This is a genomic window from Rhodococcus sp. NPDC019050, from assembly GCF_055664235.1.
In genome coordinates, this window is the sequence record NZ_JBVOON010000001.1 from 332,435 (window position 1) to 358,763 (window position 26,329).

The following is a 26,329-nucleotide window of genomic DNA, read 5'->3' on the forward strand; positions in this document are numbered from 1 at the left end:
CCACTATTCAGAATGGACTGCTCGTCTGAGAGGGGGCTTAAGATTCGGCCCCGAAGTTCCTGTCAGTCCGATCCGCCGGGATGAGCCGCTATGCCCGGTGCGCCCCGGTCTCGTCGTCGAGGTCGGGCGTTCCCGGCAGCACGATGCGGATCAACGCGCCGCCCCGCTCGGATCGATCGACGGCGATCGTGCCCCCGTGTTTCATGACGATCTGACGAACGATGGCCAGCCCCAGCCCCGACCCCGGCATCGAGCGCGCACTGGTCGCGCGATAGAACCGCTCGAAGACGAGTTCGCGTTCCTCTTCTGGGATGCCGGGACCCGCGTCGTCGACCGTGATCTCCATCAGACCGGGACCGATCTGCCGCATGCGGACGAACACCTCCGCGCCGGCGGGACTCCATTTGGCCGCGTTGTCGAGGACGTTGACCATGGCCCGGGTGAGCGCCGCGTGATCGCTGAAGACGTACCAGGGCTCGGTCGTCGCGGTGAAGACGACGTCGGTCCGGCGTCGTCGCGCCCGCTCGAGACTGCGGTCGACCACCTCGGCGATGTCGACGGCCTCGAACACCGCCTCCGGCGCATCCTCGCGCGCGAGATCCACCAGGTCCCCGACGAGCGTGGAGAGTTCTTCGATCTGCCCCACGACATCCTCGCGAAGCTCGGCCATGTCCTCGGCGGGCAGGCTCGGTGCGCCCGGCCTGCTCGCCGCGATGAGCAGTTCCATGTTGGTACGCAGGGAGGTCAGCGGGGTCTTCAGTTCGTGGCCGGCGTCCGCGACGAGCCTGCTCTGCCGTTCGCGCGACTCGGCGAGCGCCCGCAGCATCATGTTGAAACTCTCGGTGAGCCTCGCCAGCTCGTCGTGTCCGCTCACCCGGATCGGCCTCAGGTCGTCGGTGCGCGCGACCCGCTCGGCGGCGGCCGTCAGCCGCGCGACCGGTCTCAGGCCCGTCCGGCCGACGGTCGCTCCCACGGCCGCGGCCAGCACAACGCCACACCCACCGACGACGAAGAGCACGCTCGCCATCCGGTTCAGCACTTCCACGGTGGGCCGCAGCCGTTGTGCGATGACCACCGTGCTGCCACCGGGCATGCGCTGGGCGAGGACGCGTTGCTGGTCGACCGTCCGTAGCGACGACTCGCGCTCGCCCTCCGCCACGGCCAGCTCCGGTTCGCCGATCGGTACCGACGATCCGGGCGGGACGTACCGGCTCAGGTCGCTGTAGATCAACGCGACGCTGATGTCGGAACTGTAGAGCTGGGCGCCACCGATGTATCGCGGGTCGTAGGTGATGAGCGTGCTCGACTCGACCAGCGCCTCGGCGCGGGCACGAAGTTGCTGATCGACGTCGGCGTACAAGGCGCGGGCCACGACGGCGTACGCGGCGATCGAGGTGACCGCCACGGCGAGTGCGACAGCGCCCGCCGCGAGCAGGGTGACCCGGGTACGGAGCGGCACCGACCGCGTCAGCAGCATCGGCGGCCGCATCTTCGACTTCACGGTGCGGTCTCGCGCAACACGTACCCGACACCGCGCACGGTGTGGATGAGGCGGGACTCACCCCCGGCCTCGGTCTTCCGCCGGAGGTAGCCGACGTAGACCTCCAGGGCGTTTCCCGAGGTGGGGAAGTCGTATCCCCACACCTCCTCGAGGATCCGGCTGCGGGACAGCACTCGCCTAGGGTTCGCCATCAGCATCTCCATCAGGGCGAACTCCGTGCGCGTCAAGCTGATCCGGCGCTCACCGCGGGTGACCTCCCGCGTCGCCGGGTTGAGGGTGAGGTCCTCGAACCGCAACGTCTCCTCGGCCGACGCGTCGGGGTCCGGAGTGGCGCGGCGCAACAGTGCTCGCAGGCGCGCCAGCAGTTCCTCGAGTGCGAACGGTTTGGGAAGGTAGTCGTCCGCTCCGGCATCAAGACCGGCGACGCGCTCGGACACCGAGTCGCGGGCCGTCAGCACCAGAATCGGCAGGTCGTCGCCGGTACTACGCAGGCGCCGGCACACCTCCAGGCCGTCGACGCGGGGCATCATCACGTCGAGCACCATGGCGTCGGGCCGGGACGCCACGACGTGTTCGAGGGCTTCCTGCCCGTCCGACGCGAGGTCGACGGTGTATCCGTTGAAGCTGAGAGAGCGGCGCAGCGATTCCCGCACTGCCCGGTCGTCGTCGACCACCAAGATGCGCATGGTTCTCAGTGTGGACCGAGCCGCTGAGAATTGACTGAGCGGCGTGCCGTACCGCCCGAGCTGTCCTGCGGTCCGGACCGTGCCGCCCGTCCGGTAAGATTACTCAATCGAGACGCTGCGGACGGCCGCCCGCGCGGCCACTGCGGAGGTTCGGGCTCTCACGAGGGTGCACGTGAAGCAGCCCACCGCGGGGAAATACCCGGCGTCCACAAAGTCGAGCTGGTGAGGAGCGAGATATGGCAGTCAAGCGAGGACCGTCCAAGAAGTCGCGTGCCGTTGAGGGACGCAAGCCCAAGAAGAATCCCCTCTTCGCGGCGAAGATCGATTACGTCGACTACAAGGATGTGAACCTGCTCCGCACGTTCATCTCCGACCGCGGCAAGATCCGCAGCCGTCGCGTGACCGGGCTGACCCCGCAGCAGCAGCGTCAGGTCGCCATCGCCGTGAAGAACGCGCGCGAGATGGCTCTCCTGCCCTACATCAGCAGCAAGTAGGCGCCCAGCGCCGGCAAGCTCCGACAACCGCTCCTTCCGCATTCCGGGAGGAGCGGTTGTTCGTCTGCGGCCCCGCAAAATCGGGCAAACTGTGCATTATCATCGCCGAACGGCTGAACCGCTGCCACAAACACCAGAATTCCCTGTTTTCGGTTGGCATCCATTCCGATTTCCGGATAAGTTTTTGTCCGCTGAACGAATTGCACTGCCGGGGAGGACAGGGAATTCGTTTCGGCGGAATGCCCCACACGGCGTGACGGCTCACCAGTCCCCACCGACACCGAGCCTTCCGAGCGTGATCACGGGGCATTCACCCCGCCTGCTGCCCTTCGGGGCAGGTTGTCGGGGACGCCCCGCCGGCGGCGGGATAACACCCACCGTCGGCGGCGTAGCGTGACCGACCCCCTGGCTTGCTGCCGTCCCCCACAGGCCCGAGCCGAATCCGTTACCGGTGGTAACCTTTTTCGCCGGGTCGAAAAGGCCCGATAGAGCTTTCGTACGAGTGGGTGAATTCGGTGTCGGGCGTGGTCGCGGGGTTCACCGTCATCTTCGTCATCATCGCCATCGGATTCGTACTCGGGCGCCGCGGGACTCTCGGCGCCGAGGCACAAACCGTGCTCAGCCGGTTGGTGTTCTTCGTTGCCACCCCGGCACTATTGTTCGACGCGCTCGCCACCTCCGACCTCGCGGTCATCTTCTCGCCGAACCTCTATGTCGCCGCGGCCACCGCATTCGCCGTCGCGATCACCTATTTCGTCGTCGCAGCGTTGTGGCTGAAACGTTCCGTCCCCGAACTGACCATCGGTGCGTTGTGTGCCGGGTACGTCAACTCCGCGAACCTCGGTATCCCGATCGCGGTGTTCGTCCTCGGCGACGCGTCGTTCGTCGCGCCGCTGCTGCTCTTCCAGATCGTGGTGCTCTCCCCGATCGCACTGACGATGCTGGACCTGTCGACCATGCGTGCCGGCGCCTCCCGGCTCGACACACTCACGGCACCGTTCAAGAACCCCATCGTGCTCGCGGGTGCCGCCGGACTCGCGGTCGCGGTGAGCGGCTGGACAGTTCCCCAGGCGATCCTCCAGCCGTTCCACCTGCTCGGCGGAGCCTCGGTGCCCGGCGCGCTGCTCGCCTTCGGGTTGTCGCTGCAGGGCGTACGGGTTCTGGAGAAGGGTACGAGCCCCCGCCGCGACGTCGCCCTGGCCTCGGTGCTGAAAATCGTCGTGCAACCACTTCTCGCGTACGCGATGGGTCGCTACCTGCTCGGCCTGGAAGGCCACGCGTTGTTCGCCGTCGTCGTGGTCGCCGCCCTGCCCACTGCCCAGAACGTCTTCGTCTATGCCAGTGCGTACGGGCGCGGCATGGTGCTCTCGCGCGACACCGCGCTCGTCACCACCCTCGCCTCGATTCCCGCGATCGGCATCATCGCCTCCCTGCTGACGTGAGTGCCGGAGACCATCCCGGCGCAGGTGCGGGCCTAAGGTGGCCGCATGCGCCTGATCGCCCTGCTCGCTTCGAGCGTTCTCGCCGCCGCGTGCGGATCGAACAGCCACGACATCGAGCCGTTGCCGGAAATCGCTGCGCCGCAAGGGGCGACCGCATTCGTCGCGCGGCCGGACATCGTCGACGCCCATCCGGTGCAGATCCAGGGCTGGTCGCGGGCGGGCGACGACCGTATCGCGCTGCACTTCGAGACGGGAACCCCGGAATGCTACGGCGTCGACGCCGTCGTCACCGAGACTGCCGACGCCGTGGGTGTCACGGTTCTCGGCGGCACACTGCCCGAGGCGAAAGACAAGATGTGCATCATGATCGCGGTGACCGGAACGCTCGAGGTTTCGCTCCAGCAACCGCTCGGAGAGCGGATCGTCACGGCAGGTGAGCCGCACTGACTGCGCCCGACCGCGACGCGATGTTCCCGACTCCCCGGACCGGCGTCCCACGACACTGGTTGTTGTACCTGTGCACCGCGACCGCTCTCCTGCACGCCGCGTTCCAGTCCGTGAGGGTGCTGGTGTCCTATCGGATCCTCGCGCTCGGCGGCGACGCCGCGACGATCGGTCTCGTCACCGCCCTGTACGCGATCGTGCCGTTGGTTGCGGCAGTCCGGATGGGCCGGTCCGTGGACCGCGGTCACGCCGCCATGATCCTGCGAACCGGCGTCGTGGTGTCCACGCTCGGCGTCGGGCTCATCGCGGCGAGTTCGGGCCTGCTGGTCCTCGCGGCCGGCAACATCGTGCTCGGGCTGGGGCAGTTGCTCGTCACGGTGTCGGGCCAGGCATTTGTTTCGATCCTCTCGCCACCCGACAGGCTCGACCGGGGATTCGCGGGGATCACCCTCGGCGTGTCGGTCGGCCAGGCGGTCGGGGTGCCGATCGCGGGGATCATCGCGGCCAACCACAGTGCGGACGACGGCAACGTCGAGACCACGGGAGCGTTGCTGGCCATGACGGTGATTTCGGCGGTCGCGCTGCCGTTCGTGCTCGGACTCCGGGAGCCGCCTGGCTCGGGTCGCACCGCCGACGACGGTGCGCCCCAGTCGGTGCGGTCGATGCTCGGCACCCGGGGCATGAAACCGGCGATGCTGTCGAGTCTGATCGTGCTGGCCTCCGTCGACCTCGTCGTGGTGTACCTCCCCCTCCTGGGAGAGCAGTTCGGCTTCGGGGTCCTGCTCGTCTCGGCACTGCTGACCGCGAGGACGATCACGTCGATCCTGTCCCGCGCGCTGTTGCCGTGGGCGCTGCGGCACGTCGGCCGGCGACGCCTGCTCATCTCCGCCACGGCCGGCACCGTCGTGCCTGTCGCACTGATCCCGTTCGTGCCGAATCCCTGGCTCATCGCCGCGCTACTCGCGGTGTGCGGGGCGTTCTGGGGCGTCGGCCAGCCACTCACGATGACGTGGGTCGTCGAACTGGTGGCACCGTCCGACCGGGCGTCGGCGCTGGCGGTGCGTCTCACCGGCAACCGTCTCGGGCAGGTGCTGATCCCTGTCGCCGCCGGAGGGATCGCCGGGGTCGCCGGCGTGGCGTCGGTGTTCTGGGTGACCGCTGCGTTGCTGTCCGCAGCGGCCACCTCGACCTGGCGTGCCCTGCGCACCTGACCCCTCGGGTCCGTCAGCGCCGGCGCATCCGCACGTAGTCGCCCACGACCGCAGCACCGAGACCGTCGAGGTCGGGTGCGACGACCCGTCCGCCCACCCGTCGTGCCATGCGGTCGACAATCCGCGCGAGCCCGGGGTCGTCACCGAGCCGGAAGATCGTCACCTGGGCGCCGATCTTGGCGAGGTGATCGAGTTCGCGCACCGTCAGGCCGAGCGTGCGCGCACTCGGTGGATAGTCGAATGCCGCATATCCCTCGGGTTCGAGATGGGCGGTGGGCTCACCGTCGGTCACCACCAGCACGACGGGCTGCGCGTTCGGATGACGACGGAGGTGCCGGCCGGCCAGCATGAGCGCGTGGTGCAGGTTGGTGCCCTGCTCGTACACACCGTCGAGACCCGCCAGTTCCGGTGCCGTCACCACCCGCGCGTGCCGCCCGAACGAGATCAGTTGCAGGGCGTCGCCGCGGAATCGCGTCGACACCAGGTGGTTCAGTGCGAGTGCGGTGCGCTTCATCGGCACCCAGCGGCCGTCCATGACCATCGAGAACGACGTGTCGACGAGCAGCGCGACCGCCGCCTGCGCCCGCTGTTCGGTGTCGACGACCTCGACGTCGCTCACCGACATCCGGACCGGCACCCCCGGGCTGCGCAGGGTCGCGTTGGTAAGAGTCCGCACGACGTCCCACGGCTCGGTGTCGCCGAACTCCCACGCCTTCGTCGCCCCGGTGGGTTCGCCCATCGCCCCGGCCCGCCGCGATTCGCGCTGTCCCGTGCGAGACGAGATCCGGTTCATCACGTCCCGCAGCGCAGTCTGGCCGAGTTGGCGCATCGCCTTGGGCGACAGGCGCCACTGGCCGTCCGCCCCGCGGTCGAAGAACCCCTGCTGCTGAAGCTCCTTCTCCAGAGCCGCGAGCGTGCGGGCGTCGGCGACCGCCTGCGGCCCGAGATGCCGTTCGAGTTCGTCGAGGTCGATGTCGTCGAGCGACGCCCCGGCGTACTGCTGCGACAACTGCTCGGCGAGCTGGTCCAGTTCCGAGATCTCCTGGAGGGCGGACGTCGCCTCGCCCAGTCCCATCCCTTCGTCGCCGCGGGCACGTTCGGACCCGGCCCAGTCCTCGCCGGGCCGCGCGGCGCGCAGGTGGCCGTCCAGCCGGTCGAGCTGGTTGGTCAGAGCCGGCGACCCGAACGCCTGCTGCGCGAGTGCGTCGAGTTCTTCGCGCTGTTCCGGTGTGAGCGAGTTACGCAGTCGCTGGGCCGCCGCCGCACGTTGAGCGAGCGAGTCGAGCAGTTCTTCCACGTCCTGCGGGTCGTCGGGGAAGAACTCGCCGTGCTCGGCCATGAACTGTTCGAAGTCCTCGGGGGTGTCCTCCCCTCGGGCGTGCTTGTCGAGCAGGTCGTTGAGGTCCTCGAGCATTTCGGAGATGCGCTGCCGGTCTTCCTCGGTGGCGCCTTCGAGTGCCTGCTTCATGCCGGCGAACCGCTGGTCGAGCATTTCGCGGCCGAGCAGGTCGCGAATCTTCTCGTAGTCCGCCCACGCCCGGTCGCTGCGCCAGTCGTAGTCGGCGAGTTCCTGGACGGCCTGCGCCGGTGACGCCGGTAGCTCTTCGATGCGCATTTCGGCGAATCGGGCGTCGTCGTCGAGGGCGCGCGCAAGCTCTTTCCGTTCCTCGAGGACCGCCCGGTCGAGCAGTTCGCGCACCTCCCTCAGAGTGCCGTCGAGATTGGTGCGGTCGAGCAGTTCCTTCCTGCGCCGGTTGGCTTCCGCGGCGAGTTTGTCCAGGCCGCGCATCCCGTTGCTCCCGCGACGCAGCAGTTCGCGCAGCGCTCGCTGCGGCGACGCCCCGGCCAGGACGTCGTCGCCGATCGTCGCGAGTGCCTCCCGCAGATCCACGGGAGGTGCGAGCGGGTCGCCTCCGTGGTACGGGCCGTAACGCGCGGAACGCTCCATCAGGAGTACACCGCCGTACCGCCCGGGCCGGCGTCCTTGGCGATGCGTCGCGCCAGGTAGAGGCCTTCCAGCGCGAATTCTGCTGCCGCGGCGCGGGTTCCGCTGTCGGACCCACCGAGCCGCTCGGCGATGGTGTCGAGGACGGGCAGTTCGGGCAGTGCGTCGAGCAGCCCTTTCGCGGTGACCCGTTCACCGGTGATCACCGGTTCGCCCTCCTCGACCGCTGCGACGAGAGGCGCGAGATCGATCCCGGCCAGCCGCGTGCGGGCCGTCTCCGCGGTCGCACGGCGCAGCAGGTGATCGAGGACTTCGAACTCCCGGCCTTCCTCCCCGGACTCGAATTCCACCTTCCCGCGCAGCACCTCGACGACGGTGCCGAGGTCGACGGGCCGCGCCACCGGGTCGTCCTCCCCCAGTACCGCGCCGCGGTGCATCGCGGCGGCGGCGACGGTTTCGGCGCCCGCCACGGCGAACCGCGCGGAGACGCCGGAGCGCTGGTCGACGGATGTCGACTCACGGAGCAGGCGGGTGAAACGAGCGAGAATTTCGAGGAGGAAATCGGGGACCCGAGCCTGGAGGTCGGCTTCCTGTTCGATCACCGCGATCTCATCGTCGAGTTCCGTCGGGTAGTGGGTGCGGATCTCCGCGCCGAAGCGGTCCTTGAGCGGGGTGATTATCCGGCCACGGTTGGTGTAGTCCTCGGGGTTCGCACTCGCGACGAGCAGGACGTCGAGCGGGAGGCGCAGGGTGTAGCCGCGCACCTGGATATCGCGTTCTTCCATGACATTGAGCAGCGACACCTGGATACGCTCGGCGAGGTCGGGAAGCTCGTTGATCGCGACGATGCCGCGGTGCGCGCGAGGGACCAGACCGAAGTGGATGGTCTCGGGATCGCCGAGGCTGCGTCCCTCCGCGACCTTCACGGGATCGACGTCGCCGACGAGGTCGGCAACCGAGGTGTCGGGGGTTGCCAGCTTCTCGGCATACCGCTCGCTGCGGTGACGCCATTCCACCGGCAGGTCGTCGCCCAGTTCCGCCGCGCGGCGGATCGACGCGGGGGTGATGGGTTCGTAGGGGTGCTCGCCGAGTTCGGATCCGGCGATCACGGGAGTCCACTCGTCGAGAAGCAGGGAGAGGGTGCGCAGCAGGCGTGTCTTGCCCTGGCCGCGTTCTCCGAGCAGCACCACGTCGTGGCCGGCGAGCAGGGCCCGCTCGAGCTGGGGTACGACGGTGTCGTCGAACCCGACGATGCCGGGCCAGGGATCGGTACCGTCGCGCAGCGCCGCGACGAGGTTCTGCCTGATCTCGTCCTTGACCGGACGATGCACGTGGCCGGAGGCGCGCAGCTCTCCGAGGGTGGACGGGCGCGATGTGGGAGACGTCACCCCATCAAAGGTACGACCGTGCGACGGTTTCGGCACCTGCTACACGAGGAACCCTGCCCCCACCTTCACAGCAGCGACGCGATCGCCGCGAATCACCGGGGAATTCGCTCCGTACCGGCGACTTCGGAGGTGCGCGTTCGGGACGCCTGAGTACGGACCGGGCAACCCCTTTCTGATAGACACGGTGTATGTCGGACACCGAGATCACCTTTTCCAGCGGCGACGTGACCCTGCACGGCAGTGTGCGGGTACCCGTGTCGATGAGGGGTGCGGTGCCCGGTGTGCTGTTGCTCGCCGGCAGTGGGCCCACCGACCGCAACGGTGACAGTGCCCTGCTGCCGGGGCCGATCGGTACGCTGCGCCACCTCGCCGACGTCCTCGAACGACACGGATTCGCGAGCCTGCGCTACGACAAGCTCGGCAGCGGCGTCACGGGCCTCGGTCCCTACGACGTGGAGGACGTCGCCGATCTCGGATTCTCGACGTTCATCGACGCCGCGTCCGCGGGTCTCGATTTCCTCGCCGCTCAGCGCGGTGTCAACGCCGACCGCCTCTACGTCGTCGGGCACAGCGAAGGCGCGCTCATCGCCCTGTCGCTCGCGCAGGACAATCCCCGGATCAGGGGCATCGGTCTGCTCGAACCCCTCGCGGTACGTCTGCTCGATCTGCTGACCGCCCAGATCGACGCCCAACTCGACGCGGTGGTCATCGCGCAGAAGCTTCCCGTGCAGATCGCCGACGAACTCCGTCTCGCACTGACCGGGGCCGTCGAATCCCTGCGCGCCGACGGCACTCTCAGCGACAACCTGCCCGAACCGCTCCGCAACGCGGGTCTCGTCCCCGCCAACGCAAAAGCTCTCGCCGAGGAAGACGCACTCGATCCTCGGATGCTCGCCGCCCAGATCGACGGCGACCTGCCGGTCTTGTCGAGCGCGTCGACAAAGGACATCCAGGTACGCATCGAAGATGTCGATGCGCTCGACGATGCCCTCGTGCACACCCGGCTGACCAAGTTGCGGATGACGCACACGAACCATGTCCTCAAGGACATCGGCATCCAGCAGTCGACGGGTGCCGACTACGTCGCCGACCTTCCGTTCTCGCAGGAGTTCACGTCCGGATTCGAGGCGTGGCTGAAGAGCCTGTGAGCGCCCCCGCGAAATAACAAATGTCGCTTTCGCGTTATTGGTGTATGGTCTCCCGTTAACCCGTTGGTGCGCCCGAGAAAGGTACGGTTCGATGCGATACAAGCACATGCATGTCGTCGGCTGCCCCGTACCGTTCATGCATTTCCGCGCACCCTTTGCCGCGAGGCGACCCCGAGAATAGAAGTCACACGACGACTCCCTCTCGGGCACCCGGGCACATCGCCCCGGGTGCCCTTTCTTATCCCCACAGCTTTGATTCCTGACAGGAGAAACACCATGAAACTTCGTATCGACCCTGGCGGATCCGTGCCGTCGGACCTGCCCGGCGACCTGACCGGTCATGCCATCACGATCGATCTCAGTCGCGTCGGCGGAACCGAAAGCGGTGCCGCCGCAGCAGATCTGATCCGCGAACTGCTCGACCGGGGCGCTGCACGCCTCGTCATCTCCGAGGGCCGCGGATCCCGGGGAACCGAGTCCGCGCACGACGACGCCGCCCACTCGCACGCTGCCTGACCTGCAGGCACGTGCGCCGTGGACGGCGCCGTCCGGTACTTGCGTCAGTGCGCGAAGTGGCGAGCACCCGTCAGATAGAGGGTGACCCCTGCTTCGCGTGCCGCCTCGATGACCTCGTTGTCGCGCACGGATCCACCGGGCTGAACGACGGCCTTCACGCCGGCCTCGGTGAGCACCTGCAGACCGTCCGCGAACGGGAAGAACGCATCCGACGCGGCTACGGAACCCACCACGCGGTCGCCCGCGCGGGTCACGGCCAGACGCGACGAATCGACGCGGTTGACCTGTCCCATGCCGACTCCGACGGTCGCGCCGCCCGAGACCAGCAGAATCGCGTTGGACTTCACGGCGCGCACGGTGCGCCACGCGAACTCGAGGTCACGCAGGGTTGCTTCGTCCGCGGCGTCGCCGCACGCGAGTTGCCAGTTGGCCGGCGAATCACCTTCGGCATCGAGCGCGTCGCGTTCCTGCAGCAGCAGGCCGCCGGAGATCTGACGCATCTCGATCTGCGACGACTTCGGCGAGTCCGCCCGCAGGATGCGGATGTTCTTCTTGCGGGAGAGCACTTCCACCGCACCGTCCGCATACGACGGCGCGATGATGACCTCGGTGAAGATCTCGGCGACCTGCTCCGCCATCTTCACGCTCACCTCACGGTTCGCGGCGATCACGCCACCGAACGCCGACACCGGGTCGCATTCGTGGGCGTTGCGGTGGGCGGTCGCGATGTCGTCGGCGATCGCGATGCCACACGGGTTGGCGTGCTTGATGATCGCAACGCACGGCTCGTTGTGGTCGTGCGCGGCGCGCCAGGCTGCGTCGGCGTCCTGGTAGTTGTTGTACGACATCTCTTTGCCGTGGAACTGCTCAGCCTGCGCGAGTCCCGGCTCGCCCGACTCGTCGACGTACAGCGCGGCGGCCTGGTGCGGATTCTCGCCGTAGCGAAGCACATTCGCGCGAGTCCACGTGGCGCCGGTCCAGCCCGGGAACTTCGATTCCTCGTCCGACACCGCGTAGCCGCTGTTCATCCAGCTTGCGACCGCGACGTCGTAGGCGGCCGTGTGCTGGAACGCCTGCGCGGCCAGGCGCTTGCGCTGCTCGAGGGTGAAGCCGCCACCCGCGACGGCGTCGAGGACATCGCCGTACGCGGCGGGATCCACGACCACAGCCACCGACGGATGGTTCTTCGCAGCGGCCCGCACCATGGACGGCCCGCCGATGTCGATCTGCTCGACACACTCGTCCGGGGTCGCACCCGAGGCGACCGTCTCCGTGAACGGGTAGAGGTTCACCACGACCAGTTCGAACGCCTCGATGCCCAGGTCGGCGATCTGGTCGAGGTGGTCCTGCTTGCGCGTGTCGGCGAGGATGCCGGCGTGGACCCGCGGGTGCAGCGTCTTGACGCGACCCTCGAGGCACTCCGGAAAACCGGTGAGCTCTTCCACTCTCGTCACGGGCACGCCCGCTCCGGCGATCGTCGCCGCGGTGGAGCCGGTCGAGACGAGCTCGACTCCCGCCTCGTGGAGCCCTGTCGCCAGGTCCACGAGTCCGCTCTTGTCGTACACGCTGACAAGCGCGCGGCGCACTGTCTTACGTTCGGTCACCGGGGATCACGGCCTTTCGTCCATCGGAAACAACTCCACGGGTGGCGACGGCGGCGACCACTTCTGCCAGCAACCGTCGCTCCACAACCTTGATTCGTTCGTGCAGGCTCGCTTCGTCGTCGCCCTCGAGAACGGGCACCGCCTCCTGCGCGAGCACCGGGCCGGTATCGACTCCGCCGTCGACGAGGTGCACGGTCGAGCCGGTGACCTTCACGCCGTACGCGAGCGCATCGGGCACCGCGTGCGCTCCGGGGAACGACGGCAGCAGTGCCGGATGCGTATTGATGATGCGGCCGCCGAAACGGTCGAGGAACGCCGGACCCAGGATCTTCATGAATCCCGCGCTCACCACGAGATCGGGCTCGAACTCCGCGACGGCCTCGGTCAGCGCGCGATCCCAGGCGGCACGGTCCGAGTGGTCGCGCAGCGCGACCCGCAACACGGGGACACCGACCGCTGCGGCGTGCTCCTCGGCACGGCATTCGCGGTCCACACCGACCGCGACCACGTGCGCGGGGTAGTCGGCGTCGCGGGCCGCGTCGAGCAACGACGCCAGCAGGCTCCCCGTTCCGGATGCGAGGACGACGAGCCGCGCCGGTGCGGTGGGCGGCAGCAGGTCACGCGAGGCAGTCAGGGCACTACTCCTGGAACTCGAGGGGGTCGGCCGACGAACCGGCCGTGTGAAAGCCTAGTCGGCGCTCTTCCCGCGCTTGCCCTCGACCTCCGGCTCCAGCGCGGAGTCTTCCTCCGGGAGGGCGTCGTCGGTTGCCTCGGCATCGGCGGCGGACGGCCCCTTGCGGGTCGAGTCCGGCTGCTCCTCGGCGTCCCGGCTGCCGTCCTCTGCCGGATCGACCTCGTCGTCTTCGTGATCGTCGGTCCCGAGTTCCGTCTCGGGATCATCGACGTCGTCGTCCCACTCGGAGTCCTCGTCGTCCCAGTCGGAGTCCTCGTCCTCCATCACGTCGTGGTCGTCGTCCATCACGTCGTGGTCGTCGTCCATCACGCTGTGGTCGTCACCGAGGGCGCGGGCGGCCAACCGGCCCTCCCGCCACATGAGCAGTTGCGCGACGATGAGACCGAGAAGCCCCGCCCACGCGAACAGGAGCACCCCGGCGAGCCACCAGTTGGCGCCGACGATCCCGAATATCCCCAGCGGACCGCCCGCCGCCCAGGTGATCCCGGCGGTGACGAGCCCGGCAAGGCCCGCCGCCGCCAGTACGGTCCGCGCCGCGTCGAGGCTGCCCACCGGCGCCCCGTCCGCCTGCGCCTGGAGCGTGCGTTGTGCGGCGAATCGGCCGAGCAGCGCGCCGACCGTCGCGGGGGCCGCGAGCATCACCGGCCACAGCGCGTGCGCCGGACCGGCGGGGATCGCCGCGAGAATCGGAAGTGCCGGCAGGTCACCGCCGGACGCTTCGAACAGACTCAGACGGACCTGCCCGAACTGCGCGGTGCTTCCCGCCAGCGTCGCGGACGCACCGATCACGAGATTCGGGAGGTAGAGGATCGACAGGACGGTGAGTCCGAGAACGCCCGTCCAGCTTTCACCGCGCGCGAGCAGTTCGCCGACCGTCGTCCACGACAACAGCAGCCCGGCGACGACGAGGACGCCGCCCACCGCGAACATACCGAGCAGTGCCCTCGCCGCAGGGCGGGCCGACAGTACGAGCCATTCCGGCACCCGGTACCGGACGACGAAGGTTTCCCACGTGCGTGAGCCGATGCCCAGCAACGCCGCGAGGAGGTACAACCCCGTGACCCAGCCGAGTGCGGCCGCGGGGTTCGGTGACGCGACGGGAAGAACGGCTGCGGCATCCTGCATCACGACGAGCGCGACGACCGTCACGATCAGCGGGCCGGCCAGGGTCGCCGCAGCGATGCGCGCGGCATCGCGCCCTTCGAGTTGGTACCCGGTGTACGCGACCACGGCGTCTGCCGCGGACCCTGCCCCGCGTGCCGACAGCCACACCAGAACCGCTGTGGGCAGCAGGGGAAGCACACCCAGTGCTGTGCCGTCGATCGTGAGGGTCACCTGGTGCAGTGCCAGCCACGTACCCGCGACCGCCGCATAGACACCGGTCAGGTCGCTGTTCGCGAGGACCATCGTGGTGACCACCACGGTGGCGACCACCGCGACGGTCACGGCCGGAAGCCGGCCCGCGGTACCGACCAGGATGCGGAAGCGCTCCGGATCGAGGTGGTCGTCCTCGGAGGGAGTGTGCCGGGTGGACCGGCCGAGCGTCGAAGTCATCGAGACGAGGGTGTCACCGACTGCTCTCCGATGGTGTCAGGCGCGCCGATCACCGCTGGTCGTCCGGGGCACGGAACGCCTGTGTGGGGGCAGGCTCTCCCGCTCCCGGGTTCTGTGACTCGTCTGCGCGCTCGGCAGGAGTGGTGGACTCCGACGTGGACGGCGCGTCGTCCTGCCGCAGGTTCTCCTCCGTCCGGTGGGTGTCCGCGCGCTCTGCGTCCTGCTGCTCGTGCTCGGAAGAAACGCTCGCGCCGGAGTGCTGCTGTGCGTACTGGCCCGGCTGCTGACCGTACTGGGCTGCTGTGAACTGCTGCGTGCGGTCCTGGTCACCGACACGATGCTCGTCGCCGACGCGCTGTTCACCCGGCGTGGCCTGCTGACCGAACTGCCCACCGTGCTGCTGGGCACCGGCGAAAGGCTGGTCGCTCGCTTGCTGACCGGCGGGGTACTGCTGCCCGCCGAACTGCGGACCCGCGTACTGCTGGGCGCCGAACTGCGGACCCGCGTACTGCTGGGCGCCGGCCGCTTGCCCGCCGTACTGCTGGCCGGGGTACTGCTGACCGCCGTACTGCTGGCCCGGGTACTGCCCGCCGAACTGCTGGCCGCCGAACTGCTGGCCGCCGAACTGCTGGCCGGGGTACTGCTGACCGCCGTACTGCTGCCCGCTGTACTGCGGACCCGGGTACTGCTGTCCACCGAACTGTTGGGCGCCCTGCTGCGTCGAACCCTGTTGCGGCACACCCTGCTGGGGATAGCCCTGTGCGCCACCGGTCTGCCGGGTCGTACGTCCGGGCACCAGAATGCCGAGTCCGAACAGGAGACTGACCACGGCCAGCGCGGACTGCACGAAACCGAAGACGAGGATCGTGACCCCGCCCCATGCGATCCCGGTGTCCTCCGGAAGGTGGAACAACTGGAAGAGCGACGTCACGAACCCGACTCCCGACGCGACCACCGCGACGGCCCGCAGATCCTGGCCCGGGAGCAGGGAGAGCGCCGCGCTGACACCACCGAGCAGCAGGAAGGCCAGGGGCACCACGGCGAACCCGAAATCGAACGACGAGAGTGCGACGCGGGAGCCGAATGTGATGCTCACGTACGGCGCGAGACCGAGCAGAAAGTTCACGACGCCGAGTGCGGCGACCACGAGTGGCAGCAGCAGCGGGACCACCTTGTTCGGGGTGGATTGCCCTGCGGGGAAATTCATCGGTCCTCCTGCTGTCGATTCGGCTGTCGTCGATCTCCTGCGTACCAGCCTAGGCACGACCCGGGAGAATGGGGCCATGCCGCACACTTTTGTCCCTGGTCGGGACGTCGCAGTCGAAACCGAGGTCAAACGGTCACGGTTTCTCGCGACACTCCGTCGTGTCGAGTCGAGCGAGGCGGCACTGGCCTTCGTGGAGGAACAACGGCGACTGTATCCCGATGCCCGCCACCACTGCTGGGCGTTCGTCGCCGGGGACGAGCGGGCGGCGCGTGCCGAGCGGTCGAGCGACGACGGCGAACCGGGCGGAACCGCGGGGATACCGATGTTGCAAGTGCTGCACCACCGCGATCTGGTGAACGTGGCTGTCGTGGTCACCCGCTGGTTCGGGGGAATCAAGCTGGGGGCCGGCGGACTCGTACGCGCCTATTCGGGAGCGGTCACCGCGGCACTCGATTCCGTGCGCCTGGTCGCGCGTGTCCGGCGGGAACTGTTCGAACTGGAGGTGGATCACGCCGACGCGGGCCGCGTGGAAGCCGAACTGCGGCAACGTGGGGTGAGCGTGCTCGGCGTGACGTACGGCGATCGTGCGGTGCTGACGGTCGCCACCGCAGACACCGACGGCCTCACCGCGACGGTCGCCTCCGTCACCTCCGGGTCGGGTGACCTCCGGTCCGTCGGCCACCAGTGGGTCGACGCATAGGCCCCGAAAAGCACACTGCCCGTGTGTGTCCCGGGTAGCCGAGCTACCGGGACACACACGGGCAGGGAGAGCCGTGCAGTGCGGAAATTACAGCGACTGCAGGATTTCGCGCGCGAGAGCGGCGGTCTCGGACGGCGTCTTGCCGACCTTCACACCGGCTGCCTCGAGGGCATCCTTCTTGGCCTGAGCGGTACCCGAGGAGCCGGAGACGATGGCGCCGGCGTGGCCCATGGTCTTGCCCTCGGGAGCGGTGAAGCCTGCAACGTAGCCGACGACCGGCTTGGTCACGTTGGCCTTGATGTAATCGGCTGCGCGCTCCTCGGCGTCGCCGCCGATCTCGCCGATCATCACGATGACCTTGGTCTCGGGATCCTTCTCGAACGCGGCGATCGCGTCGATGTGGGTGGTGCCGATGACCGGGTCGCCGCCGATGCCGATGGCGGTCGAGAAGCCGTACTCACGGAGCTCGAACATCATCTGGTAGGTCAGGGTGCCCGACTTCGACACGAGGCCGACCGGGCCCTTGCCGGCGATGTTCGCCGGGGTGATGCCGACGAGCGCCTCACCCGGGGTGATGATGCCGGGGCAGTTCGGGCCGATGATGCGGGTCTTCTCGCCCTTGTCGACGTTGTAGGCCCACGCGTACGCGGAGTCCTGCACCGGGATGCCCTCGGTGATGACGACCAGCAGCGGAATCTCGGCGTCGATCGCCTCGACGATGGCGTCCTTGGCGAAGGCCGGGGGAACGAACGCGATCGAGACGTCCGCGCCGGTCTCCTTCATGGCCTCTGCGACGGTGCCGTAGACCGGCAGCTCGACGGCGTTGCCGTCCTTGTCGGTGTGCGAGACCGTGGTGCCGGCCTTGCGGGCGTTGACGCCGCCGACAACCTGGGTGCCGGCCTTGAGCATGAGGGCGGTGTGCTTGGTGCCCTCGCCGCCGGTGATGCCCTGGACGATGACCTTGGAATCCTTGGTAAGGAAGATTGCCATTGTTCTGTGTGTCCCTTTACTTCGCTGCGTAGGCGAGTTCGGCAGCCTTGTCGGCAGCCTCGTCCATGGTGGCGACGACCGTGACCAGCGGGTGGTTGGCCTCGGAGAGGATGCGGCGACCCTCCTCGACGTTGTTGCCGTCGAGGCGGACGACCAGCGGCTTGTTGGCCTCGTCGCCCAGCGTCTCGAGGGCGCCGACGATGCCGTTTGCCACCGCGTCACACGCGGTGATGCCACCGAAGACGTTGACGAACACGCTCTTGACCTGCGCGTCGTTCAGGATGACGTCCAGGCCGGCGGCCATGACGGCAGCCGAGGCGCCGCCACCGATGTCGAGGAAGTTGGCGGGCTTGACGCCACCGTGCTTCTCGCCTGCGTAGGCGACGACGTCCAGGGTCGACATGACCAGTCCGGCGCCGTTGCCGATGATGCCGACCTCACCGTCGAGCTTGACGTAGTTGAGGTCGTTCTCCTTGGCCTTGAGCTCGAGCGGATCGGTGGCGTCCCGATCCTCGAACTCTGCGTGGCCGGGCTGACGGAAGGACGCGTTCTCGTCCAGCGTGACCTTGCCGTCGAGTGCCAGGATCTGGTCGTCCGGGGTACGGACGAGGGGGTTCACCTCGACGAGGAGAGCGTCCTCCTTGATGAACACCTCCCACAGCTTCTGGATGGTGTTGGCTGCGGCGTCGAGCACCTCGGCGGGCAGCTTGCCGGCCTCGGCGATCTCGCGCGCGAATGCGAGGTCGACGCCCTTGACTGCGTCGACCGGGATCTTTGCGAGGGCGTCGGGGTTCTCCTCGGCGGTGACCTCGATCTCGACGCCACCTTCGACCGAGCACATCGCCAGGTAGGTGCGGTTGGTGCGGTCGAGCAGGAAGGAGATGTAGTACTCCTCGGCGATGTCACTCGCCTCTGCGACCAGCAGCTTCTTCACGACGTGGCCCTTGATGTCGAGGCCCAGGATGGCCTCGGCGTTGGCCACCGCGGCGTCGACGTCGGCGGAGTACTTCACGCCTCCGGCCTTGCCGCGGCCACCGACCTTGACCTGCGCCTTGACCATCACGGGCTTGCCGATTTCCTCGGCGATCTCGCGGGCCCCGGCGACCGTGTCTGTAACACGTCCGGCCGACGTCGGCACGTCATGCTTGGCGAAAAGTTCCTTCGCCTGGTATTCGAAGAGATCCATCTGCTCACCGTCTCGTCTGCGTTCACGCCCGCTCGGGGGTATTGAGCGGGCCGGTTCGGACTCTAGTTACATGGACGCCCCACGAAACGTCCGCTCTCCGACCATGTGTCCCATGTCACGGAGCGCGAACGCCGAGGGTCAGCTCACGGGTTTCCTCCCGGGATGTGAGAACGCCGCAACCAAGAGGAGCACCATCCCCAGGATGACAGGCGCGGCTCCCGGCGCCGCGACCGGTCCCCTTTAGACCCGAGGACGACTCTCCACATTCCTTTGCATTGCGAAAAGTATTGGACGTTTGAACCCTCGCCTGCCGGGCCAATCCCCACTTTTCCCAGCAATTAACTGTGATGCCGCTCACATAAGTGCTTTGAATCGCGTTATGGGTTGCCCCGCTTGCGATCGTTTCGTTACCGTCCCTCTGGTCAAGTAACGATGAGGTCACGAAAACGATGAGGTCACGAAACGGAGGATGGCGATGCGCCCAGGCAGTCCGATTGCCAACAGCCACGCCCGCCGCCCCGAAACGGCACCGGACGACTGGAACGCCTGGACCACAGCGACCATCGATTTCCGCACGACCGGCCTGACCTCCGAGCCGACTTACTACACCGAGACTCCCGACAGCACGGATTCTGCGGATACCACCGCTCCCGCGCGTCGCGGCGGAGCACACCGGGTGCCCACTCCCCCGACCGCCCTCAAGGGTCGCGCCGCAGTCTTCGCCGTCGCCGCAGGCGCTGTGGTCGCCGCCGGCCAGGCAGCGACCAACGGTTCGCCCGGCCAGAACGCAGAACACACGCAGGTCGCCCTCGCCGCAGACAGCAACGACTCCTCGGTCATCACGGCCACCGCAGTACCGCAGGCCTCTCAGTTCGCTTCCGAGAGCACGGGTTCGGCACCCTCGCAGGCACCCCAGGTGCTCAACATCGCCGACCCCAACGACCTGTCGCAGTTCTCGAACCTCCTCGCCAAGGGCGAACGCTTCAGCGAGGAGCGTGCGGCGCGCGAAGCAGCGGCCCGTCGGCCCCTGTTCGTCCTTCCCGCGGTGGGTGCGTTCACGTCCAACTACGGTGCCCGCTGGGGCACCCTCCACGCCGGCATCGACATCGCGGGCCCCATCGGGACCCCGATCCTCGCGGTTGCCGACGGCGAAGTCATCGACTCGGGCCCCGCATCCGGCTTCGGCATGTGGATCCGGTTGCTGCACGCCGACGGCACGGTCACCGTCTACGGGCACATCGACCAGTCCCTGGTCAGCGTGGGCCAGCAGGTGCTGGCCGGCGACCAGATCGCCACTATGGGCAACCGCGGCTTCTCCACCGGCCCGCATCTGCACTTCGAGGTACACCTCAACGGCGTCGACAAGATCGACCCGGTGCCGTGGCTCGCCACCCGGGGCATCGCGCCCGGCAGCAACCGCGACTGACCAGAGTACCGCGACCGCACCGCGCCCGGTCCCGCCGCACCCTGCCACGCCGGCGCACCCCCTGTTCGACGGGCGCCGCCGGCGACTACACGGCCGTTAGAGCTTGATCATCGGCACTCCGCCGACCAGCATCAGCCGGACCTTCCCGGCACTTCCGAAGTCGATGACCACCGTCGCGGTGGGACCGGACCCCTTCTTCTCCAGAACCGTGCCCAGCCCGTACTTGTCGTGGCTCACCCGGTCGCCGACATCGAGCACGAGATGGTTGTTGCGTCCGCGCGGCGCACCGAAACTCGGCGACGACGACCTCTGCTCCCCCGCGCCGAACCTCGACCCGGTGCCGGAACCGATGGCGTGTCCGCGTCCGGGCCCCGGATCCGTGCGCTTCCATTCGATCAGATGCTGCGGAATCTCTTGCAGGAAACGGGATTCCGGGTTCGTGACGGGTTGCCCCCACGACGAGCGCAGCACTGCCCGGCTGACGTAGAGACGACGGCGTGCGCGCGTGATGCCGACGTAAGCCAGTCGTCGCTCCTCGGACAACTCGGCCGGATCACCGAGCGCGCGCATGTGCGGGAACTGCCCGTCTTCCCAGCCGGTCACGAACACCACCGGGAACTCGAGACCCTTGGCGGTATGGAGGGTCATCAACGTGACCACGCCGTCCTGGTTTTCGGGAATCTGATCGGCGTCCGCGACGAGAGAGACCTTCTCCAGGAAGGCCGCGAGCGATCCGGGGTCGGGGTCGCCTTCTTCGCGGCCGACATCCTCGATGCCCTCGGCGTTACGCACGTCGGAACTGAATTCCCTTGCCACGCTGACGAGTTCGTTGAGGTTGTCGAGCCGGGCGCCGTCCTGCGGATCGTCGCTGGCAGCGAGTTCGGAACTGTACCCGGTGCGTTCGAGGATCGCCTCGACCACGTCGCCGATGTCGACCGCGTCGTTGCCGTCGGCATCGGAGACCACGAGCATCGCGCGCAATTCGTCGAGAAGTGCGACGAAGCCGGCGATCGCCTTCTGCGCACGGGTGTTCAGCAGGGCCACCTTGCCCTCGGCTGCATCGCGCAGCGCCTCCCCGAACCCGATGCCGAGACGCTCGGCATGCGCGGCCACGCAAGCCTCGGCGCGGGCGCCGATTCCGCGCCGGGGCGTGTTGAGGACGCGCCGCAGGCTCACGGTGTCGTCGGGGTTGTCGAGGACCTTGAGGTACGCCACGATGTCGCGCACCTCCTTGCGCTCGTAGAACCGCACGCCACCGACGACCTTGTACGGCACGCCGTGACGGATGAACACGTCCTCGAACGCGCGGGAGGCGTTGTTGGTCCGGTAGAACACGGCGATGTCGGAGAACTTGATGCCCTCGTCGACGAGGCGGTCGATCTCGGCCGCGACGAAACGTGCCTCGTCGTGCTCGTTGTCGGCCACGTACCCGACCACGAGATCGCCCTCACCGGAATCGGTCCACAACCGCTTCTCACGGCGGCCCGTGTTGCGGGAGATGACCGCGTTCGCGGCGGAGAGAATGTTCTGCGTCGACCGGTAGTTCTGCTCGAGCAGGATCGTGCGCGCCTGCGGGTAGTCGCGCTCGAACTCCTCGATGTTGCGGATGGTCGCGCCGCGAAACGCGTAGATCGACTGGTCGGCGTCGCCGACGACGCACAGTTCGCTCGGCTCGACGGCGGAGTCCTCGTCGGGGTCGCCCACGAGCGTGCGGACCAGCACGTACTGCGCGTGGTTCGTGTCCTGGTACTCGTCGACCAGCACGTGCCGGAAGCGCCGGCGGTAGTACTCGGCGACGTCCGGGTGGGCCTGCAGCAACGCCACCGTCTCGCCGATCAGGTCGTCGAAGTCGAACGCGTTCGCAGCACGGAGACGCTGCTGATAGACGGCGTAAACGCGCGCGACGATCCGTTCCAGTTCGGACGCATCCGCACCGACGGCCGCCGCTGCCTCTTCCGGGCCGATCAACTCGTTCTTGAGGTTGGAGATCTGGGTGGCCAGCAACCGCGGCGAGTACTTCTTGATGTCGAGGTCGAGGTCCTTCGCGATCATCGTCAGCAGGCGGCGAGAGTCGTCCGAGTCGTAGATCGTGAAGTTGGAGTTCATGCCCGACAGCAGGCTCGCCTGGGCCCGCAGAATCCGGACGCAACTGGAGTGGAAGGTGGACACCCACATCGACATCGCACGCGGACCGACCAGGGCGGCGACGCGCTCGCGCATCTCCGCTGCGGCCTTGTTGGTGAAGGTGATGGCCAGCACCTGACCTGGGGCGACACCCCGTTCTGCCAGCAGGTAGGCGATCCGCCGTGTGAGCACCGCCGTCTTGCCCGAGCCCGCACCGGCCACGATGAGCAGGGGTCCGCCCTCGTGAGTGACCGCTTCCCGTTGTTGTGGATTGAGTCCCTCGAGGAGCGCGTCCGAGTCGGGGGCAGTATGGGCGGAGGCAACGGGAGTGTTCATCGTTCTACCAAACTACCGGACCCGTACGACAGCGAATCCCCGACTTGGCCGCCGATTGACAGGGTGGCAAACTGGACGTTATGTCATGCGCCCTTCACCGGTCGGACGGCCAGCGCTGACGCGAGGAGATGACATTGAACACCGACATCGACGCTGCTCTTTCCGGCGATACCGCCGACGAAGTGCCTACCACCCAGGCCGAGATCGACGAACTCCGCAAGGAGATCGATCGCCTCGACGCCGAGATCCTGGCCGCGGTCAAGCGCCGCACCGAGGTTTCGCGCATCATCGGCCGCACCCGGATGGCGTCGGGCGGCACACGGCTCGTGCACAGCCGCGAGATGAAGGTACTCGAGCGTTTCAGCGAGCTGGGCCAGGAAGGCCACACCCTCGCGATGCTGCTGCTGCGCCTCGGCCGGGGACGCCTCGGCCACTAGGCCCGAGGGGCCTCGGCCCGGTGGCCCACGGGCCTTGTTCGCCGTACACACCGCTCGTCTCGGCGCTGTCCGGCCCGTGGGCGTAGCGACCGGGAATCCCGTCGCTACCGTCGCCTACTGAAGCGCGATGTACTTGGTCTCGAGGTATTCCTCGATACCTTCGGTTCCGCCTTCCCGGCCGATGCCGGACGCCTTGATCCCGCCGAACGGTGCGGCGACATCCGACACCACTCCCCTGTTGACGCCCACGATGCCCGACTGCAGGGCATCCGACACCCGCAGGGCCCGGTCCAGGTCGCGCGTGAAGATGTATGCCGCGAGGCCGTATTCGGTGTCGTTCGCAGCGTCGACGGCCTCCTCCTCGGTGTCGAAGCCGGTGACTGCGGCGACGGGCCCGAAGACCTCTTCCCGGAGGATGCGAGCGGTGCGCGGCACGTCGTCGAGCACGGTCGCCGGATAGAACCATCCCGGGCCTTCCGGGGTCTCCCCACCGAGCCGTACCTTCGCTCCGCCGGCCACCGCGTCTTCGACCAGTTCGATCACGGTCTTCTTCTGGTTCTCGTTGATCAGCGGCCCGAGTGTGGTGTCGGGATCGATGCCCGAGCCGAGCCGGTACGACGCCATGCGCTCGGTGAGCTTGGTGACGAATTCCTCTCGGACCGAATTCGCCACGTGGAACCGGTTCGCAGCGGTGCAGGCCTCGCCGCCGTTACGCAATTTGGCCGCGACGGCACCCTCGACCGCCGCGTCGAGGTCGGCATCGTCGAACACGACGAACGGCGCGTTCCCGCCGAGTTCGAGCGAAGTCCGCAGAAGAGAACGGCCGGCCTTCTCCGCGAGCGAGCGGCCCACTGCCGTCGAACCGGTGAACGTGAGCTTGCGCAGTCGCGGGTCGTCGAGCAGTGGCCCGGTCACGTCTCCGGCACTCGAGGTCGGGAGTACCGACAGCACGCCGGCCGGAAGACCGGCCTCCTCGAACAACTGGGCGAGCAGCAGCAGGGTCAGCGGTGTTTCCGAGGCGGGCTTGACGAGCATCGTGCACCCCGCGGCCAGCGCGGGTGCGATCTTGCGGGTGCCCATCGCGAGGGGGAAGTTCCACGGCGTGATCGCCAGGCACGGTCCAACCGGTTGTTTGGTGACGAGAATCCTGCCGTTGCCGGCGGGCGCCGGGGTGTAGCGGCCGGCGATGCGTACCGCCTCCTCGGAGAACCAGCGCAGGAACTCGGTGCCGTACGCGACTTCGGAACGGCTCTCCGGCAACGCCTTACCCATTTCGAGTGTCATGAGCAGCGCGACATCGTCGGCGCGGTCGCTGATCTTCGCCCACACCTCCCGGAGGAGTTCGGCACGCTCACGAGGGGCTGTCGCGGCCCAGTCGCGGCCTGCGGCCACCGCAGCATCCAGGGCGCGCATGGCGTCCTCGGGCGTCGCGTCCGCCACCTCGGCGATTACGTCGCCCGTGGCGGGATTGTGGACGGGAAAGGTCGCTCGATTTCCGGCAGGCACCCACTCGCCACCGAGAAAGAGGTCGGTGGGCACGGACCGGATCAGTTCTGATGTGTCCATGGGTCCCATCATGCGCGCCCCGCGCCGCGCAAGGTGCAAACCCGGCGGTACGAGCAGGTGGACACTAGGGTCGATCGCATGACCGACGTGACCGGATCGACCCCGTGGCAGCAGTTGACCGACCATCTCGCGGAACTCGAAGGGACGCATCTGCGGGAGTTGTTCGCGGCTGATCCCGGACGCGCCGAAGCGATGACCGCGGTCGCCGGGGACCTGGTCGTGGACTACAGCAAACACCGGATCACCGCCCGCACGCTGGAGTTGCTGCTCGATGTCGCCCGCACCGCCGGCGTCGAACGCGCCCGCGATGCGATGTTCGCCGGGGAGCACGTCAACGTCACCGAGGACCGGGCGGTGCTGCACACCGCGTTGCGGCTGCCGCGGTCGGCACAATTGGTCGTCGACGGCCAGGATGTCGTCGCCGATGTGCACGAGGTGCTCGATGCGATGGGTGAGTTCACCGATCGGGTGCGCGACGGCCGGTGGCGGGGTGCGACCGGGCAGAAGATCACCACGGTGGTCAATATCGGGATCGGCGGGTCGGATCTGGGGCCGGTGATGGTGACCCGGGCACTGCGGCATTATCACGACGGACCGGCGGTGCGGTTCGTGTCGAATGTGGATCCGGCGGATCTGACGGGGGTGTTGACGGGGCTGGATCCGGCGTCGACGTTGTTCGTGGTGGCGTCGAAGACGTTTTCGACGCTCGAGACGTTGTGTAATGCCACGGCGGCGCGGCGGTGGGTGGTCGCGGCGTTGGGTGAGGATGCGGTGGCGTCGCATTTCGTGGCGGTTTCGACGCATGCGGAGCGGGTGGCGGCGTTCGGGATCGATCCGGTGAACATGTTCGGGTTCTGGGAGTGGGTGGGTGGCCGGTATTCGGTGGATTCGGCGATCGGGTTGTCGGTGATGTGCGGGATCGGGCGGGAACGGTTTGCGGAGTTGCTGGCGGGGTTCGCGGTGATCGATGAGCATTTCCGGTCGGCGCCGCTCGAGCGCAATGTCCCGGTGCTGTTGGGGTTGTTGGGGGTGTGGTACACGTCGGTGGTGGGGGCGCAGTCGCGGGTGGTGTTGCCGTATGCGAATGATTTGGTGCGGTTTCCGGCGTATCTGCAGCAGTTGGCGATGGAGTCGAACGGGAAGTCGGTGCGGGTGGACGGGTCGCCGGTGGGGTGTGCGACGGGGGAGATTTTCTGGGGTGAGCCGGGGACGAACGGGCAGCATGCGTTTTTCCAGTTGTTGCATCAGGGGACGCATGTGGTGCCGGCGGATTTCATCGGGTTTGCGCGGTCGACCGATGATCTGCCGGTGGTCGATGGGTCGGGGTCGATGCATGAGGTGTTGATGGCGAACATGTTTGCGCAGGCGAAGGTGTTGGCGTTCGGGAAGTCGGCGGCGGAGATTCGGGCGGAGGGGGTGCCGGAGGGGTTGGTGGCGCACAAGGTGATGCCGGGGGATCGTCCGTCGACGACGGTGTTGGCGCCGGTGTTGTCGCCGTCGACGTTGGGGCAGTTGGTGGCGTTGTACGAGCATGAGGTGTTCGTGGAGGGTGTGGTGTGGGGGATCGATTCGTTCGATCAGTGGGGTGTGGAGTTGGGGAAGGAGCAGGCGTCGGTGTTGGCGCCGGTGTTGGGGGGTGTGGGGGATCCGGGTTCGGGTGATGGGTCTACGGACAACCTGATCCGGATCTACCGGCGGATGCGCGACGCACAGTAGGGCCGCTGACCCGG

The 26,329-nt window shown here is 67.8% G+C and carries 22 protein-coding genes and 1 pseudogene; 11 read left to right on the forward strand and 12 right to left on the reverse strand.

Going from position 1 to position 26,329, the window contains the following annotated elements; translation table 11 throughout:
- Positions 1 to 88: 88 nt before the first annotated feature.
- Together AC0B44_RS01600 and AC0B44_RS01605 are read right to left on the reverse strand one after the other, a co-directional pair.
- Positions 89 to 1,489 carry a HAMP domain-containing sensor histidine kinase gene (locus AC0B44_RS01600; protein WP_471901364.1) on the reverse strand — a complete coding sequence of 467 codons (1,401 nt, stop codon included), beginning with the start codon at positions 1,487 to 1,489 and terminating at the stop codon, positions 89 to 91.
- Positions 1,490 to 1,497: 8 nt separating this feature from the next.
- A complete protein-coding gene (locus tag AC0B44_RS01605; RefSeq protein WP_471901173.1) occupies positions 1,498 to 2,187 on the reverse strand; it encodes a response regulator transcription factor in 690 nt (229 codons plus the stop codon).
- A 78-nt stretch (positions 2,188 to 2,265) separates the two neighbouring features.
- On the opposite strand from AC0B44_RS01605, the pseudogene AC0B44_RS01610 reads away from it, so the two are divergent.
- From AC0B44_RS01610 to AC0B44_RS01630, 5 genes and pseudogenes are all read left to right on the forward strand, one after another.
- A pseudogene (locus tag AC0B44_RS01610) lies at positions 2,266 to 2,400 on the forward strand (30S ribosomal protein S14); the annotation flags it as partial.
- 23 nt (positions 2,401 to 2,423) lie between these two features.
- Positions 2,424 to 2,681: a 30S ribosomal protein S18 gene (gene rpsR, locus AC0B44_RS01615; RefSeq protein ID WP_072699716.1), complete on the forward strand. Its 258-nt coding sequence runs from the start codon at positions 2,424 to 2,426 to the stop codon at positions 2,679 to 2,681.
- Between the two features lie 515 nt (positions 2,682 to 3,196).
- On the forward strand, positions 3,197 to 4,123 hold the full coding sequence (locus AC0B44_RS01620; RefSeq protein ID WP_471901365.1) for an AEC family transporter: 927 nt from the start codon (positions 3,197 to 3,199) through the stop codon (positions 4,121 to 4,123).
- Between the two features lie 45 nt (positions 4,124 to 4,168).
- Complete coding sequence (locus tag AC0B44_RS01625) at positions 4,169 to 4,570, forward strand: hypothetical protein (protein ID WP_471901174.1); 402 nt, start codon at positions 4,169 to 4,171, stop codon at positions 4,568 to 4,570.
- A 20-nt stretch (positions 4,571 to 4,590) separates the two neighbouring features.
- Entirely contained in the window at positions 4,591 to 5,778 is a 1,188-nt protein-coding gene (locus AC0B44_RS01630; protein ID WP_471901175.1) for an MFS transporter, read from the forward strand.
- Between the two features lie 13 nt (positions 5,779 to 5,791).
- Here AC0B44_RS01630 and AC0B44_RS01635 read toward each other — a convergent pair whose 3' ends face one another.
- Positions 5,792 to 7,726, reverse strand: coding sequence for a vWA domain-containing protein (locus tag AC0B44_RS01635; protein WP_471901176.1), 1,935 nt, complete (start codon positions 7,724 to 7,726; stop codon positions 5,792 to 5,794).
- The gene (locus AC0B44_RS01640) at positions 7,726 to 9,111 is read right to left on the reverse strand and encodes an ATP-binding protein (RefSeq protein ID WP_471901177.1); all 1,386 of its coding nucleotides are present in this window, start codon (positions 9,109 to 9,111) and stop codon (positions 7,726 to 7,728) included. The genes AC0B44_RS01635 and AC0B44_RS01640 overlap by 1 nt, the downstream gene beginning before the upstream one ends.
- A gap of 188 nt (positions 9,112 to 9,299) precedes the next feature.
- On the opposite strand from AC0B44_RS01640, the gene AC0B44_RS01645 reads away from it, so the two are divergent.
- Both AC0B44_RS01645 and AC0B44_RS01650 read left to right on the forward strand, forming a co-directional pair.
- Positions 9,300 to 10,259, forward strand: coding sequence for an alpha/beta hydrolase (locus AC0B44_RS01645; RefSeq protein WP_471901178.1), 960 nt, complete (start codon positions 9,300 to 9,302; stop codon positions 10,257 to 10,259).
- Between the two features lie 276 nt (positions 10,260 to 10,535).
- Positions 10,536 to 10,775 carry a hypothetical protein gene (locus AC0B44_RS01650; RefSeq protein WP_471901179.1) on the forward strand — a complete coding sequence of 80 codons (240 nt, stop codon included), beginning with the start codon at positions 10,536 to 10,538 and terminating at the stop codon, positions 10,773 to 10,775.
- A gap of 44 nt (positions 10,776 to 10,819) precedes the next feature.
- Here the strand turns inward: AC0B44_RS01650 and purH are convergent, their stop codons facing one another.
- From purH to AC0B44_RS01670, 4 genes are read right to left on the reverse strand one after another with little or no spacing between them, the layout of a single operon-like run.
- Positions 10,820 to 12,379 carry a bifunctional phosphoribosylaminoimidazolecarboxamide formyltransferase/IMP cyclohydrolase gene (gene purH, locus AC0B44_RS01655; RefSeq protein ID WP_471901180.1) on the reverse strand — a complete coding sequence of 520 codons (1,560 nt, stop codon included), beginning with the start codon at positions 12,377 to 12,379 and terminating at the stop codon, positions 10,820 to 10,822.
- Entirely contained in the window at positions 12,366 to 13,013 is a 648-nt protein-coding gene (gene purN, locus AC0B44_RS01660; RefSeq protein ID WP_471901366.1) for a phosphoribosylglycinamide formyltransferase, read from the reverse strand. The genes purH and purN overlap by 14 nt, the downstream gene beginning before the upstream one ends.
- A 54-nt stretch (positions 13,014 to 13,067) precedes the next feature.
- Entirely contained in the window at positions 13,068 to 14,627 is a 1,560-nt protein-coding gene (locus tag AC0B44_RS01665; protein WP_471901181.1) for a cell division protein PerM, read from the reverse strand.
- Between the two features lie 49 nt (positions 14,628 to 14,676).
- Positions 14,677 to 15,834 (reverse strand): DUF5336 domain-containing protein, encoded by a 1,158-nt coding sequence (locus AC0B44_RS01670; protein WP_471901182.1) that lies wholly within the window; start codon positions 15,832 to 15,834, stop codon positions 14,677 to 14,679.
- 76 nt (positions 15,835 to 15,910) lie between these two features.
- On the opposite strand from AC0B44_RS01670, the gene AC0B44_RS01675 reads away from it, so the two are divergent.
- On the forward strand, positions 15,911 to 16,534 hold the full coding sequence (locus AC0B44_RS01675) for a YigZ family protein (RefSeq protein WP_471901183.1): 624 nt from the start codon (positions 15,911 to 15,913) through the stop codon (positions 16,532 to 16,534).
- A gap of 87 nt (positions 16,535 to 16,621) precedes the next feature.
- Here AC0B44_RS01675 and sucD read toward each other — a convergent pair whose 3' ends face one another.
- Both sucD and sucC read right to left on the reverse strand, forming a co-directional pair.
- Entirely contained in the window at positions 16,622 to 17,524 is a 903-nt protein-coding gene (gene sucD, locus AC0B44_RS01680; protein WP_169621435.1) for a succinate--CoA ligase subunit alpha, read from the reverse strand.
- 16 nt (positions 17,525 to 17,540) lie between these two features.
- The gene (gene sucC / locus AC0B44_RS01685; protein WP_471901184.1) at positions 17,541 to 18,710 is read right to left on the reverse strand and encodes an ADP-forming succinate--CoA ligase subunit beta; all 1,170 of its coding nucleotides are present in this window, start codon (positions 18,708 to 18,710) and stop codon (positions 17,541 to 17,543) included.
- 469 nt (positions 18,711 to 19,179) lie between these two features.
- Between sucC and AC0B44_RS01690 the strand changes: the two genes are divergently transcribed.
- Positions 19,180 to 20,136 (forward strand): M23 family metallopeptidase, encoded by a 957-nt coding sequence (locus AC0B44_RS01690; protein WP_471901185.1) that lies wholly within the window; start codon positions 19,180 to 19,182, stop codon positions 20,134 to 20,136.
- Positions 20,137 to 20,232: 96 nt separating this feature from the next.
- On the opposite strand, the gene pcrA is transcribed toward AC0B44_RS01690, so the two are convergent.
- Positions 20,233 to 22,596 (reverse strand): DNA helicase PcrA, encoded by a 2,364-nt coding sequence (gene pcrA, locus AC0B44_RS01695; protein WP_471901186.1) that lies wholly within the window; start codon positions 22,594 to 22,596, stop codon positions 20,233 to 20,235.
- 128 nt (positions 22,597 to 22,724) lie between these two features.
- Between pcrA and AC0B44_RS01700 the strand changes: the two genes are divergently transcribed.
- Positions 22,725 to 23,033: a chorismate mutase gene (locus AC0B44_RS01700; protein WP_471901187.1), complete on the forward strand. Its 309-nt coding sequence runs from the start codon at positions 22,725 to 22,727 to the stop codon at positions 23,031 to 23,033.
- A gap of 114 nt (positions 23,034 to 23,147) precedes the next feature.
- Here AC0B44_RS01700 and AC0B44_RS01705 read toward each other — a convergent pair whose 3' ends face one another.
- A complete protein-coding gene (locus AC0B44_RS01705) occupies positions 23,148 to 24,599 on the reverse strand; it encodes an NAD-dependent succinate-semialdehyde dehydrogenase (protein ID WP_471901188.1) in 1,452 nt (483 codons plus the stop codon).
- Positions 24,600 to 24,677: 78 nt separating this feature from the next.
- Here AC0B44_RS01705 and pgi point away from each other — a divergent pair, with 78 nt between their 5' ends.
- Complete coding sequence (gene pgi, locus AC0B44_RS01710) at positions 24,678 to 26,315, forward strand: glucose-6-phosphate isomerase (protein ID WP_471901189.1); 1,638 nt, start codon at positions 24,678 to 24,680, stop codon at positions 26,313 to 26,315.
- Positions 26,316 to 26,329: the final 14 nt, after the last annotated feature.

Coding starts and splice junctions, on each gene's coding strand:
- pgi (WP_471901189.1), top strand. CDS start 24,678: ATGACCGACGTGACCGGATCGACCCCGTGGCAGCAGTTGACCGACCAT.
- AC0B44_RS01635 (WP_471901176.1), bottom strand. CDS start 7,726: ATGGAGCGTTCCGCGCGTTACGGCCCGTACCACGGAGGCGACCCGCTC.
- AC0B44_RS01705 (WP_471901188.1), bottom strand. CDS start 24,599: ATGGACACATCAGAACTGATCCGGTCCGTGCCCACCGACCTCTTTCTC.
- AC0B44_RS01690 (WP_471901185.1), top strand. CDS start 19,180: ATGGCGATGCGCCCAGGCAGTCCGATTGCCAACAGCCACGCCCGCCGC.
- AC0B44_RS01670 (WP_471901182.1), bottom strand. CDS start 15,834: ATGAATTTCCCCGCAGGGCAATCCACCCCGAACAAGGTGGTCCCGCTG.
- AC0B44_RS01605 (WP_471901173.1), bottom strand. CDS start 2,187: ATGCGCATCTTGGTGGTCGACGACGACCGGGCAGTGCGGGAATCGCTG.
- sucD (WP_169621435.1), bottom strand. CDS start 17,524: ATGGCAATCTTCCTTACCAAGGATTCCAAGGTCATCGTCCAGGGCATC.
- AC0B44_RS01650 (WP_471901179.1), top strand. CDS start 10,536: ATGAAACTTCGTATCGACCCTGGCGGATCCGTGCCGTCGGACCTGCCC.
- sucC (WP_471901184.1), bottom strand. CDS start 18,710: ATGGATCTCTTCGAATACCAGGCGAAGGAACTTTTCGCCAAGCATGAC.
- AC0B44_RS01625 (WP_471901174.1), top strand. CDS start 4,169: ATGCGCCTGATCGCCCTGCTCGCTTCGAGCGTTCTCGCCGCCGCGTGC.
- AC0B44_RS01665 (WP_471901181.1), bottom strand. CDS start 14,627: ATGACTTCGACGCTCGGCCGGTCCACCCGGCACACTCCCTCCGAGGAC.
- AC0B44_RS01600 (WP_471901364.1), bottom strand. CDS start 1,489: ATGCGGCCGCCGATGCTGCTGACGCGGTCGGTGCCGCTCCGTACCCGG.
- AC0B44_RS01700 (WP_471901187.1), top strand. CDS start 22,725: ATGACATTGAACACCGACATCGACGCTGCTCTTTCCGGCGATACCGCC.
- pcrA (WP_471901186.1), bottom strand. CDS start 22,596: ATGAACACTCCCGTTGCCTCCGCCCATACTGCCCCCGACTCGGACGCG.
- rpsR (WP_072699716.1), top strand. CDS start 2,424: ATGGCAGTCAAGCGAGGACCGTCCAAGAAGTCGCGTGCCGTTGAGGGA.
- AC0B44_RS01630 (WP_471901175.1), top strand. CDS start 4,591: ATGTTCCCGACTCCCCGGACCGGCGTCCCACGACACTGGTTGTTGTAC.
- AC0B44_RS01645 (WP_471901178.1), top strand. CDS start 9,300: ATGTCGGACACCGAGATCACCTTTTCCAGCGGCGACGTGACCCTGCAC.
- AC0B44_RS01675 (WP_471901183.1), top strand. CDS start 15,911: ATGCCGCACACTTTTGTCCCTGGTCGGGACGTCGCAGTCGAAACCGAG.